The sequence below is a fragment of the Caballeronia glebae genome (assembly GCF_001545035.1).
Taxonomy (GTDB): domain Bacteria; phylum Pseudomonadota; class Gammaproteobacteria; order Burkholderiales; family Burkholderiaceae; genus Caballeronia; species Caballeronia glebae.
The window spans coordinates 1-15,680 of record NZ_FCOJ02000029.1 but is presented as its reverse complement, the minus strand read 5'-3'; the positions used below and the strand labels follow the sequence as shown (position 1 = coordinate 15,680).

General features: G+C 63.8%; 15 protein-coding genes and 1 pseudogene. 8 read left to right on the top strand and 8 right to left on the bottom strand.

Features of this window, described 5'->3' with window-relative positions:
• Window positions 1–171: 171 nt before the first annotated feature.
• On the bottom strand, window positions 172–918 hold the full coding sequence (gene radC, locus AWB82_RS19970; RefSeq protein WP_086970263.1) for a RadC family protein: 747 nt from the start codon (window positions 916–918) through the stop codon (window positions 172–174).
• Between the two features lie 204 nt (window positions 919–1,122).
• Between radC and AWB82_RS19965 the strand changes: the two genes are divergently transcribed.
• The 7 genes from AWB82_RS19965 to AWB82_RS19935 all read left to right on the top strand — a co-directional run bounded on the left by AWB82_RS19965 (window position 1,123) and on the right by AWB82_RS19935 (window position 8,074).
• Window positions 1,123–1,578: an FKBP-type peptidyl-prolyl cis-trans isomerase gene (locus AWB82_RS19965; protein WP_086970261.1), complete on the top strand. Its 456-nt coding sequence runs from the start codon at window positions 1,123–1,125 to the stop codon at window positions 1,576–1,578.
• A 2-nt stretch (window positions 1,579–1,580) separates the two neighbouring features.
• Window positions 1,581–2,543 carry a 4-hydroxy-3-methylbut-2-enyl diphosphate reductase gene (ispH, locus tag AWB82_RS19960; RefSeq protein WP_086970259.1) on the top strand — a complete coding sequence of 321 codons (963 nt, stop codon included), beginning with the start codon at window positions 1,581–1,583 and terminating at the stop codon, window positions 2,541–2,543.
• A gap of 430 nt (window positions 2,544–2,973) precedes the next feature.
• Window positions 2,974–4,200 carry a branched-chain amino acid ABC transporter substrate-binding protein gene (locus AWB82_RS19955; RefSeq protein ID WP_086970257.1) on the top strand — a complete coding sequence of 409 codons (1,227 nt, stop codon included), beginning with the start codon at window positions 2,974–2,976 and terminating at the stop codon, window positions 4,198–4,200.
• A gap of 212 nt (window positions 4,201–4,412) precedes the next feature.
• Entirely contained in the window at window positions 4,413–5,363 is a 951-nt protein-coding gene (locus AWB82_RS19950; protein ID WP_086970255.1) for a branched-chain amino acid ABC transporter permease, read from the top strand.
• A 24-nt stretch (window positions 5,364–5,387) separates the two neighbouring features.
• Entirely contained in the window at window positions 5,388–6,557 is a 1,170-nt protein-coding gene (locus tag AWB82_RS19945; protein WP_086970253.1) for an ABC transporter permease subunit, read from the top strand.
• Window positions 6,558–6,574: 17 nt separating this feature from the next.
• A complete protein-coding gene (locus AWB82_RS19940; RefSeq protein ID WP_086970250.1) occupies window positions 6,575–7,351 on the top strand; it encodes an ABC transporter ATP-binding protein in 777 nt (258 codons plus the stop codon).
• A complete protein-coding gene (locus AWB82_RS19935) occupies window positions 7,352–8,074 on the top strand; it encodes an ABC transporter ATP-binding protein (RefSeq protein WP_200818153.1) in 723 nt (240 codons plus the stop codon). It abuts the gene before it with no gap.
• Window positions 8,075–8,129: 55 nt separating this feature from the next.
• Here AWB82_RS19935 and AWB82_RS19930 read toward each other — a convergent pair whose 3' ends face one another.
• From AWB82_RS19930 to AWB82_RS19920, 3 genes are all read right to left on the bottom strand, one after another.
• On the bottom strand, window positions 8,130–8,552 hold the full coding sequence (locus AWB82_RS19930) for a GNAT family acetyltransferase (protein WP_086970248.1): 423 nt from the start codon (window positions 8,550–8,552) through the stop codon (window positions 8,130–8,132).
• On the bottom strand, window positions 8,549–9,733 hold the full coding sequence (locus AWB82_RS19925; protein ID WP_086970246.1) for an acetylornithine transaminase: 1,185 nt from the start codon (window positions 9,731–9,733) through the stop codon (window positions 8,549–8,551). Before AWB82_RS19925 ends, AWB82_RS19930 begins: the two co-directional genes overlap by 4 nt.
• A gap of 264 nt (window positions 9,734–9,997) precedes the next feature.
• Window positions 9,998–11,029, bottom strand: coding sequence for a CDP-6-deoxy-delta-3,4-glucoseen reductase (locus AWB82_RS19920; protein ID WP_086970244.1), 1,032 nt, complete (start codon window positions 11,027–11,029; stop codon window positions 9,998–10,000).
• Window positions 11,030–11,116: 87 nt separating this feature from the next.
• Between AWB82_RS19920 and AWB82_RS19915 the strand changes: the two genes are divergently transcribed.
• Window positions 11,117–12,130: an NAD-dependent epimerase/dehydratase family protein gene (locus tag AWB82_RS19915; RefSeq protein ID WP_086970242.1), complete on the top strand. Its 1,014-nt coding sequence runs from the start codon at window positions 11,117–11,119 to the stop codon at window positions 12,128–12,130.
• Here the strand turns inward: AWB82_RS19915 and AWB82_RS37975 are convergent.
• From AWB82_RS37975 to AWB82_RS19900, 4 genes and pseudogenes are all read right to left on the bottom strand, one after another.
• Window positions 12,127–12,303: a hypothetical protein gene (locus AWB82_RS37975; protein ID WP_200818152.1), complete on the bottom strand. Its 177-nt coding sequence runs from the start codon at window positions 12,301–12,303 to the stop codon at window positions 12,127–12,129. The genes AWB82_RS19915 and AWB82_RS37975 overlap by 4 nt on opposite strands.
• A gap of 226 nt (window positions 12,304–12,529) precedes the next feature.
• The gene (locus AWB82_RS19910; protein ID WP_086970240.1) at window positions 12,530–13,252 is read right to left on the bottom strand and encodes a pseudouridine synthase; all 723 of its coding nucleotides are present in this window, start codon (window positions 13,250–13,252) and stop codon (window positions 12,530–12,532) included.
• A gap of 190 nt (window positions 13,253–13,442) precedes the next feature.
• The gene (locus AWB82_RS19905) at window positions 13,443–14,540 is read right to left on the bottom strand and encodes a TIGR03118 family protein (RefSeq protein ID WP_086970237.1); all 1,098 of its coding nucleotides are present in this window, start codon (window positions 14,538–14,540) and stop codon (window positions 13,443–13,445) included.
• Between the two features lie 118 nt (window positions 14,541–14,658).
• Window positions 14,659–15,680: pseudogene (locus tag AWB82_RS19900) on the bottom strand (hypothetical protein); the annotation flags it as partial.

The window sequence follows — 15,680 nt, the reverse complement described above, 5'->3', positions numbered from 1 at the left end:
CGCGCTTCGTTTCGATGCCTCTTATCGCCCAATTTGCCGATCGGGGACTTGGCAGCACGGTTATGCCAATGAGGACTGCATTCGTTCAGAACAGGCGGGTTGAGAAAAGCAAACGCGGATTTTAGCAGGAAAAACGCTGCAATATCAAACCCTTTTTGGGACTTCCCGCCGTCACAGCCAGCCGTGCCGCGCAAACGAGAACACTTCGTTCGCCGCCACGACGATGTGATCGAGCAGCCGCACGTCGATAAGAGTGAGCGCGTCCTGCAGCGTCTTGGTGAGCCGCCGGTCGCTCGCGCTCGGCTCCACGCCCCCGGACGGATGATTATGCGCGACGATGAGCCCGGCCGCGTTCAGCGTGAGCGCGCGCCGCACGATTTCACGCGGATAGACGGCGACCCGGGTGAGCGAGCCGCGCGCCGACTCCTCGACATGCAGCAACTGATGACGCGCATCCAGATAGAGGCAGATGAACACCTCGTAAGGCCGCGTGCCGATCAAGAGCCGCAGATAGTCTTCGACCGCGCCCGGCGCATTCAGCAGTTCGCGATCGCGCGCCTTTTCCGCGAGCGCGCGCCGGCACAGCTCCGACACGGCGATGAGCGTCGCCGCGCGCGCTGGCCCGATGCCCCGCAGCTCGCGCAATTCCGCCGCCGACGCGTCCAGCACGCCGCGCAGCGACCCGAAGCGCCGCAGAAGCTGGCGCGCGACATCGACGGCCGTTGCGCCGCAGACGCCCGTGCGCAGGAACAAAGCGAACAGTTCCGCGTCCGACAGCGACGCGGGACCCGCATCCAGCAGGCGTTCGCGCGGCCGGTCGGCGCGCGCCCACTTGCGGATGGGAATAAGGGGCGCGATTGCGGGCGGGCTGTCGTCGGGCTCGTCGAGCGGCTGTATGAGCCGCGGATCAGCGTTCATCGCGGTCCTCCGGGACGTCTTGTCGCGCGGGCGAGCGCACACGGGACTGCGTCGCATGACGCGTCCTGACACAACTCTGTCTTACAATAGCGGTTTTGGCGCCCGGTTCGCACCGGCGCCGCGCGGTTCGCCGCCATGCGCCGAAGAGCCGCCCCATGCGGGGTCCGCGCCCTGCCTTCAAACGAACGGCCACATCCAATACTCATGAGCATCATCGATATCTCCGAGGTGAAACCCGGTTCGCACGTCACGCTTCATTACCGGCTCGCGCTTGCCGATGGTGCGGACATCGTCAATACGTTCGCCGACAAGCCCGCGACGCTCCTGCTCGGCGCGGGTCAGCTCGCCGAACCGCTGGAAGAGATTTTGCTGGGCATGAAGGTCGGCCACCACTCGACCGTTCAGCTAACGCCCGATCAGGCGTTCGGGCCGCGCAATCCGGAACTGGTTCAGTGGGTGTCGCTCGCGACCTTGCGCGAAAACAGCATGATCGGCGAGGATTTTTCTCCTGGCGATCTCGTCGAATTCAACGCGCCGAACGGCGGACGCTACGCCGGCGTGTTGAAGGAAGTCGGCGAAACCGCGGCCCTGTTCGACTTTAATCACCCGCTCGCGGGCCAGGCGCTAGTCTTCGAAGTGAAAATCATCGGAATTCTGTAACCATGATTGAAAGCCTCAACGAAGTTCAGACCGACGTCGAAATCCTGCTCGCGCAGCCGCGCGGCTTTTGCGCGGGCGTCGATCGCGCGATCGAGATCGTCGAGCGCGCGATCAAGCTCTTCGGCGCGCCCATCTACGTGCGCCACGAGATCGTGCATAACGCGTATGTCGTGGCCGATCTGCGCAAGAAGGGCGCGATCTTCATCGAAGAGCTCTCCGACGTGCCCGAAGGCGCCACGCTGATTTTCAGCGCGCACGGCGTCTCGAAAGCGGTGCGCGGCGAAGCCGAGGCGCGCGGCCTGCGCGTGTTCGACGCGACGTGCCCGCTCGTGACCAAGGTGCATATCGAGGTCGCGAAGATGCGTCAGGACGGCTTCGACATCGTGATGATCGGTCACAAAGGCCATCCCGAAGTCGAAGGGACGATGGGTCAGTCGGGCGAGGGCATGCATCTCGTCGAGGATATCGACGACGTGCTGAAGCTCGATCTGCCCGATCCGCAGCGCATCGCGTTCGTCACGCAGACGACGCTTTCGGTCGATGACGCCTCCGCCATCATCGGCGCGCTCAAGAGCAAGTTTCCCGAGATCAAGGAGCCGAAGAAGCAGGACATCTGCTACGCGACGCAGAACCGCCAGGACGCGGTGAAGTTTCTCGCGCCGCAGTGCGATGTCGTGATCGTCGTCGGCAGCCCGAACAGCTCGAATTCGAGCCGTCTGCGCGAGGTCGCGGAGAAGCGCGGCATTCCCGCATATATGGTGGATTCGCCGACGCAGATCGATCCGGCATGGGTGGAAGGCAAGAAGCGCATCGGCGTGACGGCGGGCGCTTCGGCTCCGGAAGTGCTGGCTCAGGCCGTCATCGCGCGCCTGCGCGAACTCGGCGTGCGCAACGTGCGCTCGCTCGAAGGAATCGAAGAGACGATTTCGTTTCCGTTGCCGCGCGGGCTATCGCTGCCGCAGTGATCCGCCCTCATCTCAGAGAAAAAGCGCCTCCGGGCGCTTTTTTTTCGCTCAGAGAACGCGGCGCCGCATCGAAAAGGAACCTCGCCACAAGATACGAAACCAAGTGTCAAGCACCGTCCTGGCGCACGCGTCGCCTTGAGCATTTTCTTGTAAATGGCTTCAGGGTTTCCCCGTAAATCCGATAAGCAAACGTAACCGTCGAAACCCGTCGGATTAAACCTGTTTCCGTTATGGTGCAACTGCTGCACAAAAGCGAATCGCAACCCGGTTGCGCTTTTGCCGGAAAATCGCCCGAAAATGACGGTTGCAATGCTGGAAAACCCCGCCACGCAAGAATATTGCTCGTCTCATATTTAGCGTTACAATGCGCGCGTCTTGAGGCCAGAAGGGTCCATGACAACCGTTTTTAGAGGCGCAGGAGACCTATTTGATGCGATTCAAGTTTGCTCACGCCGTGTCCATCGCGGCTGCGGTTGCAATGGCATCCGCATGCGGCAAGAAGGACGAAGGCGGAGCGAGCACGGCAGCGTCGGCAGCCAGTGCCGTCGCCGTGCCGGCTGCGTCCGCACCGGCGCCAGCGCCCGCGAGCGAGGCGACTGTCGTGAAGATCGGCCATGTCGCGCCACTGACGGGCCTGCAGGCCCACCTCGGTAAGGACAATGAAAACGGCGCGCGTCTCGCGCTGGAAGAAATCAGCGCGCAGGGCTTGACCATCGACGGGCATTCCATCCGTCTCGAACTCGACGGCCAGGACGATGCGGCCGATCCGCGTGTCGGCACCGAAGCCGCCCAGAAGCTTGTCGATGACCATGTGGTCGCGGTGATCGGCCACATGAACTCGGGCGTGTCGATTCCGGCGTCGAAGATTTACAGCGATGCGGGCATCGCACAGATTTCGCCGTCGACGACGAATCCCCAGTACACGAAGCAAGGCTACAAGACGACGTTTCGCGTCGTCGCGACCGACGCACTGCAAGGCCCCGTGCTCGCCAGCTACGCGATGAAAACGCTGCATGCGAAGAAAGTGGTCGTGGTCGACGACGCCAGCGCCTATGGCCGCGGCCTCGCCGACGAATTCGTGAAAAGCGTGCAGGCCGGCGGCGTGAAGGTCGCCGCTCGCGAAGCGACCACCGAGAAGTCCCGCGACTTCAAGGCGATTCTCACGAAGATCAGGCGCATCCAGCCGGACGTCGTGATGTACGGCGGCATGGACGTGACGGGCGGCCCGTTCGCGAAGGAAGCGGCGGCGCTCGGCATCAAGGCGAAGATCCTCGCGGGCGACGGCGTCTGCACCGACAAGGTGGCCGAACTCGCGGGCGACGCGGTGCAAAACATCGTCTGCTCGGAGGCGGGACTCGCGCTTTCGAAGATGGACAAGGGAGCCGACTTCGAGAAGAAGTACGAAGCGCGCTTTCACTCGCCAGTGCAGATTTACGCGCCGTTCACGTATGACGCGATGTACGTGATCGTCGATGCAATGAAGCGTGCGAACTCCATCGAAGCGCCCAAGGTGCTCGCTGCGATCGCCACGACCGACTACAACGGTCTGACGGGGCATATCGCATTCGACGACAAGGGCGATCTGAAGGCGGGGACCATCACGCTGTACGACTTCAAGGACAAGAAGAAGGACGTACTCGACGTCGTCAAGCAGTAGGCAGTCTGGCGGCGCCAGCTATCCGGCGGCGCTGTTTTCGTATCCGTCCGTGAACTGCTCGCAGCCTCATCCGGCCGCGGGCGGACGATCGGCGCTCAACCCTTACCGGTTTTTTAAAAGTACGCGCAGTGCCGCTTCAGATTTCGCTTCACACCGGTTTATCGGTCGGTGATAAAGGCGTTATCGAATCGCACGGGGCTAAGGAGCTTTAAATGGATATTTTCATCCAGCAGGTCCTCAACGGTCTGGTGCTTGGCAGCGTCTACGCCATCATCGCGTTGGGCTACACGATGGTGTACGGCATTCTCGGCATCATCAACTTCGCGCACGGCGACGTGCTGATGGTCGGCGCGATGGTTGCGCTCTCGGCCATCGGCGTCATGCAGAATCACGCGCCCGGCTTGCCCGGACCGATCATGCTGACGATCGCGCTTGTGGTCGCCGCGGTCGTCTGCGCCCTCGTCGGTTACACGATCGAGCGCGTCGCGTACCGGCCGCTGCGTAAAGCGCCGCGTCTCGCGCCGCTGATCACCGCGATCGGCGTGTCGATCCTGCTGCAGACCATCGCGATGATGATCTGGGGCCGCAATCCGCTCGCGTTCCCGCAGCTTCTCCCGACCGATCCGATCAACATCATCGCCGCCGACGAAACCCGTCCGGGCGCGGTGATCTCGATGACGGAAATCGTGATCATCGTCGTCGCGTTCATCGTGATGGCCGGCTTGCTGCTCCTCGTACACAAGACCAAGCTCGGCCGCGCGATGCGCGCCATCGCCGAGAACCCGGCCAACGCCTCGCTCATGGGCGTGAATCCGAACTTCGTGATTTCCGCGACCTTCATGATCGGCTCGGCGCTGGCCGCGCTGGCAGGCGTGATGATCGCGTCGGAATACGGCAACGCGCACTTTTACATGGGCTTCATTCCGGGCCTGAAGGCGTTCACGGCGGCGGTGCTGGGCGGTATCGGCAACCTCGGCGGCGCGATGGTCGGCGGCGTGCTGCTCGGTCTCATCGAACAGTTGGGCGCCGGGTACATCGGCAATCTGACGGGCGGCGTCTTCGGTTCCAACTACCAGGACGTGTTCGCCTTCATCGTGCTGATCATCGTGCTCGTGTTCCGTCCGTCGGGTCTGCTCGGCGAACGTGTCGCGGACCGCGCTTAAAGAACGTGTGAGGAGCTCAAAAAAATGACTTCGATTCAACCGATTGAGCCGTCCGCGACGCTCATCCCCGAGAAGAACACGACGAAGACACTCGTCGTCGGCATTCTCACCGCCGCATTCGTGATCGCCGCACCGATGGTGATCGGCGCGGCGGGTGGCAACTACTGGGTCCGCGTGCTCGACTTCGCGATGCTGTACGTGATGCTCGCGCTCGGCCTGAACGTGGTGGTCGGCTTCGCCGGCCTGCTCGACCTCGGCTATATCGCGTTCTATGCGGTCGGCGCGTACACGGCGGCCTTGCTGTCGTCGCCGCAACTGACCTCGCAATTCGAATGGATCGCGCATCTCGCGCCGGGCGGCCTGCACGTGCCATTCCTTCTCATCGTGCCCTGCGCGATGGCGCTCGCGGCGACCTTCGGCGTGCTGCTCGGCGCACCGACGCTGCGTCTGCGCGGCGACTACCTCGCGATCGTGACTTTGGGCTTCGGGGAAATCGTCCGGATCTTCATGAACAACCTCGATCGGCCGATCAACATCACGAACGGTCCGAAGGGCATCACGGGTATCGATCCGGTGACGGTGGCGGGCTTCAACCTGTCGCAGACGCACGAATTCTTCGGCATGAAGTTCCCGTCCGTCTACATGTATTACTACCTGTTCGTGATCGGCGCGCTGATCGTGATCTGGGTGTGTACGCGTCTGCAGCACTCGCGCATCGGCCGCGCATGGGCCGCGATCCGCGAGGACGAAATCGCCGCGAAAGCGATGGGCATCAACACCCGTAACGTGAAGCTGCTGGCGTTCGCGATGGGCGCGTCGTTCGGCGGGCTGTCGGGCGCGATGTTCGGCGCGTTCCAGGGCTTCGTGTCGCCGGAATCGTTCACGTTCTGGGAATCGATCGTCGTGCTGGCGTGCGTGGTGCTGGGCGGCATGGGTCACATCCCCGGCGTGATTCTCGGCGCGGTGCTGCTCGCCGTGTTCCCCGAATTCCTGCGCTCGACGATGGGTCCGCTGCAGAACGCCATCTTCGGTCATCAGATCGTCGATACCGAAGTCATCCGCCAGTTGCTGTACGGTCTGGCGATGGTGCTGATCATGCTGTATCGCTCGGAAGGCCTGTGGCCCGCCGCTAAACACGAAGACAAGATCGCGAAGATCGCGAAGCGCGGCGGCAAGAAGCCGGTGCGTGCTTAAAGGCGGGGGACTGAAAGATGAGCGATAAGCAAACACGACTTTCCGTCACGGGCGTGAACAAGCGTTTCGGCGGCTTGCAGGCGTTATCCGATGTGCGGCTCGAAATCAAGGAAGGCGAGATTTATGGCCTGATCGGCCCGAACGGCGCCGGCAAGACGACGTTCTTCAACGTGATCACGGGTCTCTACACGCCGGATTCGGGCGAGTTCCGGCTCGACGGCCAGGCGTACACGCCGACCGCCGTGTATCAGGTGGCGAAGGCCGGCATCGCGCGCACGTTCCAGAACATTCGTCTGTTCGGCGGCATGACCGCGCTCGAAAACGTGATGGTCGGACGCCACGTGCGCACGAAGCACGGTCTGATCGGCGCGGTGTTTCAGACGCCGGCCGAACGCCGCGAAGAGCGCGAGATCAAGGAACGCGCGCTCGAACTGCTCGAATACGTCGGCGTGCTGCAATACGCGGACTACACGTCGCGCAATCTGTCGTACGGGCATCAGCGTCGCCTCGAAATCGCGCGTGCATTGGCGACCGATCCGAAGCTGCTCGCGCTCGACGAACCGGCCGCCGGCATGAACGCGACCGAGAAGGTGGAACTCACGCGTCTGCTCGACAAGATCCGCTCGGACGGCAAGACGATTCTGTTGATCGAACACGACGTGAAACTCGTGATGGGATTGTGCAACCGCATGACGGTGCTCGATTACGGCAAGGTGATCGCCGAAGGTCTGCCGCAGGACGTGCAGAAGGACCCGAAGGTGATCGAGGCATATCTGGGTGCGGGGGTGCACTAAATGGCGACCACTAACGCGATGTTGAAGGTCAAGGGTCTGCAGGTGAATTACGGCGGCATCCAGGCGGTGAAGGGTGTCGATCTGGAAGTCGCGCAGGGCGAACTCGTTACGCTGATTGGCGCGAACGGCGCGGGCAAGACCACGACGATGAAGGCGATCACCGGTCTCAAGCCGTATTCGGGCGGCGATATCGAGTACATGGGTCAGTCGATCAAGGGCGTGCCGACGCACGAACTTCTGAAACGCGGTCTCGCGATGGTGCCGGAAGGCCGCGGCATCTTTGCGCGCATGTCCATTCTCGAAAACATGCAGATGGGCGCGTATCTGCGCAACGATACCGCCGCGATTCAGAAGGACACCGAGCGCATGTTCGGCTTCTTCCCGCGTCTGAGAGAGCGCGCGTCGCAGTATGCGGGCACGCTCTCGGGCGGTGAACAGCAGATGCTCGCGATGGCGCGCGCGCTGCTCTCGCGTCCGAAGCTTCTGTTGCTCGACGAGCCTTCGATGGGTCTCTCGCCGATCATGGTCGAGAAGATCTTCGAAGTCGTGCGCGAAATCTCGAAGGAAGGGCTGACGGTGCTGCTCGTGGAACAGAACGCGCGGCTCGCGCTGCAGGCGGCGAATCGCGGTTACGTGATGGACTCCGGCACGGTCACGATGACCGGCGACGCGAAGACCATGCTCGATGACCCGAAGGTTCGGGCGGCCTATCTGGGCGAGTAATTTCGCCTGTGGCCCGGTTGGACGAAAGCCGACTGTCTCGCGACAGTCGGCTTTTTTATAGTCGCTTCCCGAGACTCACCACTTCGTCCATCCGATAGCCGAGCTTCTCGTAAAACCCGCGCAACTCTGTCTTGAACGAGAGAATCTGCAGGTTCACTTTCGGACAGCCGAGCTTCGTCAACGCGGCTTCCGCGTGCTTCATCAACGCGCCGCCGAATCCGCGTCCGCGCAGCGCCGGCGTGACCGCCAGCGAATACACCCAGCCGCGATGCCCGTCGTAACCGGCCATCACCGTGCCGATCACGACATCGTCGAGCGAGCCGATGAAGAACAGCTCCGGCTGCATCTGCATCTTGTTGGCGATCGACCGCGCGGGATCGCGCTGCGGCCGCGATGCGTCCGCGTACTCGGGGAACACGTCGCGCCACAGGGCGATCACGGCATCGCGATCGCCTGCGTCGAAAGTGCGGATGATCACAGCGAATCGAGCACCGAGCGCAGCATCGTCATCATCTGGTCGATCTCGTCCTTCGTCACGTTGAGCGCGGGCATGAAGCGCAGCAGATTCGGGCGCGCCGCGTTGAGCAGCAGGCCGTCCGGTTGCATGAGACGCGCCTTCTCGACGATCTGCGGACCCTTGTCGCTGTCGAGCAGCAGCGCGCGCAACAGGCCTTCGCCACGCTCGCCGTTAAAGCCGCGCTCATCGGAGAGCTTCAGCAGTTCCTGCTTCAGATACTCGCCTTTCTCGCGCACGCTTTCGAGGAAGCCCGGCGCGACGAGCTGCGAAATCACCGAATAGCCGGCCGCCGTCATCAGCGGATTGCCGTTGTAGGTGCCGCCCTGATCGCCCGCATCGAAGCACGCGACGTCAGCCTTCGACAGGAGCGCCGCGAGCGGCACGCCGCCGCCGATACCCTTGCCGAGCGTCATGATGTCCGGCTCGACGCCCGAAAGCTCATACGCGAACAACGTCCCCGCGCGGCCGCAACCGCTTTGCACTTCATCGACGATGAGCAGAATGTTGTGCTTCTTCGTCAGCTCGCGCAGTTGCTGCATGAATTCGCGCGTCGCGGGAATGACACCGCCTTCGCCCTGAATCGGCTCCAGCATTACGCCGACGGTTTTCCCGGTGATGAGCTTCTCGACCGATGCGATATCGTTCAGATCGGCCTTCGGGAAGCCCGGCACTTGCGGTGCGTAGATCGTGTCCCAGCCGGGCTTGCCGCTCGCGGACATCGTCGCGAGGGTGCGGCCGTGGAAGCTGTGGTCGAACGTGATGATCTCGTACGCGCCGTTCTTGAATTTCTTGCCCCACTTGCGCGCGAGCTTGATCGCGCCTTCGTTGGCTTCCGCGCCGCTGTTGGCGAAGAACACCTTGTCGAAGCAACTGTTCGCGGTGAGCAGCCCTGCGAGCTGCGCCATCGGCGCGTTGTAGAACGCGGGCGACGGGTTGATCAGCGTGCGTGCCTGCTTCTCCATCGCCTCGATCATGCCTTCGTTGCAGTGGCCGAGCGAGTTCACGGCCCAGCCCTGGATGAAGTCGAGATAGCGCTTGCCCGTATTGTCGTAGAGCCACGAGCCTTTGCCGTGCGTGAACACGATCTCGGGGCGGTTCGTGATGTACATCAGCGAATCGACGGGGTACTCATTGAAATTCATGACGGCGGGCTCCACGAGGCAAAAGAGAAAAGTGGTGCGGAAAAAACAAAAGCCACGGATTTCCGTGGCTTCATTTCGTACGCTTCGAACAAACCGAACCGTGAGCGCAATGTGTGACGAGCCAGCGGCATCCCTAGGGGAGCGGCGAGCGGCGACGTCGAAGTGCGTTCAGGGTTTTGAGCATTCGCGAAGGATACGTTAAGCGGTTGCCGCGTGTAAACCGTGCACGCGGATTTTTTGTCCGCGTGCAGATTACGTGCAACATCACACAGGATGCGCGAGATCGGCCGCGCTCGTGAACGAATCCGCGTAGAACTCGTCCTCCGGCAACCGATGATGCTGCGTGAAATCGCGCTGAGCCGATTCCACCATCACGGGCGCGCCGCATGCGTACACCTGATAGGCGCTCAAGTCCGGCAGATCTTCGATGACAGCGCGATGAACGAAGCCCGTGCGGCCCGTCCAGCCATCGCCTGCTTCGGGTTCGGAAAGCACCGGGACGAAGCGGAAGTTCGGAACCTCGCGCGCCCATTGTTCGGCGAGCTCCATCATGTAGAGGTCTTTTTTGCGGCGGCCGCCCCAATAGAGCGTCATCGGGCGGTTCAGATTCTTGAACACCGCATGTTCGATGATCGCCTTGATCGGCGCGAAGCCCGTTCCCGACGCGAGCAGCACGATCGGCTTTTCGGACTCGTCGCGCAGGAAGAACGTGCCGAGCGGGCCTTCGAAGCGCAGGATGTCGCGCTCCTTCATTGCGCCGAACACGTGATCCGTGAACGTGCCGCCCGGCATGTGGCGGACGTGCAGTTCGAGCGGCCCTTCGTGATGCGGCGGGCTCGCCATCGAATAGCTGCGGCGCTTGCCGTCCTTCAGAATGAATTCGATGTACTGGCCCGCGTAATATTGCAGGCGTTCGTTCGCGGGCAACTGCAGTTTCAACTCGATGACGTCGTCGGCGCGGCGTTCGAGCGCGTTCACGCGGCACGGCAGCTTTTTCACCTGCACGTCGCCTACGCCCGCGACTTCACGCACGTCGATGGTCAAATCCGTCTGCGCGGTCGCGCAGCAAAAGAGGGCCATGCCGCGCGTCTTTTCGTCGTTCGACAGCGCCGACGACGAATGCGGCGCCTGCTCGACTTCGCCGCTCACCACCGCGCCCTTGCACGAGCCGCACGCACCGTTCTTGCAGCCGTACGGCAGGCCGATGCCCTGGCGCAGCGCGGCGGTCAGTACGGGTTCGTCGGGTTCTACTTGAAACTGCCGGCCGCTTTGCCGGAGCGTTACGTTGAAAGCCATAGATCGATTTTCTGCGCTGTGTGGAGTTGTCTCGTTCGTCTTTTCGGACGCCGCGCGCGCGTTTCAGGCGACGGATAGAATGCTCCGATGATCGCCACTCGAAACCTTCGCCGCGCGCGTATTCTGATCGTCGGATGCGGCGATGTCGGCATGCGCGCGCTGCCGCTTCTGCATGCGCGCGCCGCCGCGCCCCGCGTCGTCGCGCTTACGCATCATCCCGAGCGCGCTGGCGAATTGCGCGCGGCGGGCGCGACGCCCATTTCCGGCGATCTCGATTTGCGCCGCAGCCTCGGACGGCTCGCGGGCCTCGCGCGCGATGTGCTGCACCTCGCGCCGCCGCAGCGCGATGGCGATTCGGACCGCCGCACGCGCACGCTGATTGCCGCGTTGCGCAGTACGCGCCGCTCGGTGGCGCGCGGCGCCGCGAGTCACTGGCTGCATCCGGATCGCGCCGGAAAAACGGCTTTCATTGTACCCGACGGTCTTCGTGCGGCTACGAAGCGCCGGAACGGCCCCGGCACGCGTTTCGTCTACGCGAGCACGACGGGCGTCTATGGCGACTGCGCTGGCGCGTGGATCGACGAAACGCGGCCCGCGCGGCCCGGCAACGAACGTGCGCGACGGCGCGTGTCGGCGGAGAGGCAGTTGCGCGCGGCGGGTGTGCAGAGCGGCTGGCGCGTGTCGATCGCGCGGATTCCGGGCATTTACGCGGCCAATCGCTTGCCGATCGCGCGCATCGAAAAGGGCATGCCCGCGCTCGTCGAAGCGGACGACGTCTACACGAACCACATTCACGCCGACGATCTCGCGGCCATTCTCGTGCGGGCGCTCGCTCGCGGGCGTGCGCAACGCGTGATCAACGCCTCGGACGACACGGATTTGCGCATGGCGGATTACTTCGACCGCGTGGCCGATGCATACGGCCTGCCGCGCGTGCCGCGCATTTCGCGCAGCGAAGCGCAAACGCGCCTCGAACCGGTCACGCTCTCATTCATGCGCGAATCGCGACGGCTCGCCAATTCGCGCCTGAAACGCGAATTGGGCTATGTGCTGCGTCATCCGACGGTCGACGAATTCCTGAAGGAGAACGCGCGAAGCTAGATCAGCGCCGGGATCGTTTCGAGCAGGACGAAGCACATCAACGCGCCGATCAATGCGCCGATGAGATTCGGCGAATACTTATGGCGCCTGTGCGTGACGACGCCCAGCACCCCGATGAGGACAGCCCACAGCGCGACGAACGCAATCAGCGCGGCGGTCGAGTGGGAGACCATGATGCCCTCCTGCTTTTTTCGTAGTCGTTTTTGGTATCCGTTAGACCAGTATATGAGTGCGGATCGCGGAAGGCATGCTGCGCCGCAGCGCGCGTGATGATCGGATATACCGATTTGTATGCTCAATGGGAATCGATGAAGGCGAGAACGCGGTGAAAACCGGCGATGCGGCGCGTTCGGCGCGGCTTTGAAGCAGGCTTTGAAGCGGCGTTATGGCGTTATGGCGTTATGGCGTTGTGTCGGGTGCTTCTCGCAGCGCGGCGAGATCGGCGTCGTCGAGCCAGCGCCACGCGCCTTCGCCGAGCGAATCGGGCAGCGCATAACCGCCGACCCGCTCGCGATGCAGTTTCTCCACGCGATTCCCGGCGGCCGCGACCATGCGCTTCACCTGATGATATTTGCCTTCGAGCACGGTGAGTTCGAGCAGCCGCTCGTCGCGCCGTTCGGCCGCGAGCGCGGCGCTCGGCTTCGACTCGCCGTGCAGCAGCACGCCGTCGCGCAACTTCGCGAGTTGTTCATCGTCGAGCGGATGACGCACGGTCGCGAGATAGACCTTCGGCACCTTGCGTTTGGGCGACGTGAACGCATGCACGAACGCGCCATCGTCGGAGAGCAGCAACAGTCCGGTCGTGTCCTGATCGAGCCGGCCGACCGACTGCACGCCGCGCGCGGCGAGTTGCGGCGGTAGCAGATGAAACACGCTCAGATGATGCTGCGGATCGCGCGAGCATTCGTAGCCCGCGGGCTTGTTGAGCGCGATGTACGCGTTCTCGCGATACGTCCAGAGACGATCGTCGATTTCGAATTCGAGACCGGGCGCGACGGAAAGATCGGCGTGCGGATCGTCGCGCACGATGCCCGCGATGCGCACGCGGCCTTCGGCCACGATGCCGCGGCACTGGCGGCGCGACCCGAAGCCTTGGGAGAAGAGGAGGGTTTCGAGGTCCATCGGATGAGCGGGAGTTGAAGCGCGCATTCTAGCAAGCCGCGCTTTTGGTCCGCGCGCGCCGGGGCGCGGTTCGCATCGGCTAAAAAAATGCGCCGCCCCAACCGCGGGCGGCGCCGAGTGTGGCGATGCGCTTTCGGACGGCCAGCCGTCCGCGGCCAGCGTCATCGCCCAGGGAAACGCGGCGTGTGCGTCATTGCATGTCGATGCGGCCGTACACGCCATCGGCTTCGGCGTTCGGCCCGGCGGCGAAGAAAAGCGTGTTCGACGGCTGAGCGTTCAGGTTGTTGCCGAACGCGATGCCCCACAGGCCATGCTGCACGAGCGGCGTGCCGTCGGTGTTCGTGAGCTGGCCGACGAGCGCGCCGCTGTTCGGATCGAACGCGTTGATCGCGCCGTCGCCGAAATTGCCGACGAGGATATCGTTGCTGAAGGTGCCGAAGTTGCCGGGCGCCTGCGCGACGCCCCACGGCGCATTCAGCGGTCCGTTCGCCGCGAGGCGCTGCATCAGATTGCCGTCGATGTCGAACACGTCGACGAAGCCCTGGCCCGCGCCCGCCACGTCGTCCTCGGCGTCGCTGTCCTGTTTCGCGTAGGTGACATAGATCTTCGAGCCGATCGCCTGAATGCCGAAGGGCGCGAAGCCCGCCGGAATCTGCGTGTCCTTGAAGCCGCCGGGCACGGCGATCTTCGTGAACGTGCCGTCGAAGACATCGATCGTGTTGTTATGGAAATCGGTCGCGTAGAGGCGATGCGTGCCCGCCGCAGTCGTGGCGATCGCGAGTCCCTTGTAGATGGCGCCCGACGCGCTCGAATCGACGGCGGTGAAGGCGTGCGTCGTGTCGACGGCGGGCGCCCACGCGGTGATCGAGCCGCCTTCGCCCGCGAAGAGGAACGCGGCGACACCTGACTTGCCGTTGCGCGCGAGCGTGAGATCCGGTCCCTTGTTGAAGACGATTCCGGTCGGATTGGCTGGCCCCGAGGCGCTCGGCGGAATCGATACGACCAGCGATTGAACGACGCCGTTGCCGTCGTAGAGCGAGGCCGTCTGCGTGCCGTTGTTGGCGACCCACACGAAGCCGTTCGGGTTGAACGCGACGCCCCAGCTGTTCTTCAGATTCGCGTCCGTGTGAGGCGCGGGCACGGCGCCATCGGAGACCACGATCGACATCTTGAAACGCGTCGCCGTCGGCATGTTGTTATCCGAGCCGCCGCCGCACGAGGCGATGCCCGCGAGCGTGACGAGCGCGGCGGCGCAAGCGACGACACGGCTCCACAATCCAGTTTGCATGATGGTGACTCCTTCGGCAGCGGTCCGCCGTCAGTTCGTTCGTCACCTCTAAACGAATGCGCGTCGCGGCTTATTCCGTTCGCATCATGCTTTGTCGGTCGATGTTTTTCGATGTCAGTCAGTGCGCGTCGCCGCGTCCCTTCGATACGACCGGCACGCCCAGGCCGAAGAGCGAGAAGCGCGAATCGTCCTGATCGCCCGACATCGCCGGGTGGCGCGTGCCGGCGCTCCAGCGTCCGTCGTAGGTCATCGTCGGAACGATCGGCTTCGGTATGCCGCTGGCCTGCTGGAAGTACTCGGTGTTGGTCTCGTTCTGCACCGCAAGCGCGCGGCGCAGCGTCGCCTGCGTCTGTCCGTTGCGTGGGTCAAGCGCGACCGCGCGGCGCGCGTTGCGCAATGCGCACGCCGGGTCCATGTTCGCGGCGCAGGTGCGTGCGCTCGCCATCGCACCGTCGCGCGCACGTTCCTGACGCGACAATTCGGCCGCGAGCTGCTGGATTTCGGGACTGCGCGGCTCGCTTGCGGCGAGGCCGCGCATGTGACGGCGCGCCGACGCGAGATCGCGACTGGCAAGCGCTTGCTGAGCCGCCGCGATGCTGCGGGCGACGGCTGCGGGAAGCGGCTCCGGCGCTGGCTGAACGACGGGCGCAGGCTTGTCGATCGAGGCGACCGTGGCGGTGCTGCGAGGCTGTTCGGAGGGGCGGACAACGGGCGCGGGAGGCTTGCCGGTCGAGGCAATTGTCGCGGTGCCGCGAGCCGGTTCGGATGGACGGGCGACGGGCGCGGCGGGCTTGTCGAGCGAGGCGATCGTCGCGGTGCCGCGAGGCTGTTCGGAGGGACGGGCGACGGGCGCGGCGGGCTTGTCGAGCGAGGCCACCGTCGCGGTATTCCGGGGCTGTTCGATCGCGCGAGCGATGGGCGCGGGCGCTTGCGTCGTCGGCTTTGCCGGAACCGGCGCGGCTGTGGCGAGCGTCATGTTCACGCGCGCTTCCGGCTTCTGCGACGATGCGATGACCGGCGTCGCCGGTTTGATCGCCGGCGCGACGGCCGCGACCGAAGCCGCTGTCGCGCCGGCTGCGGTCATCGTCGGAATGGGCGTTGCGGGTTTCGCCGTTACGACCGTTGTCGGCGATGCGATGG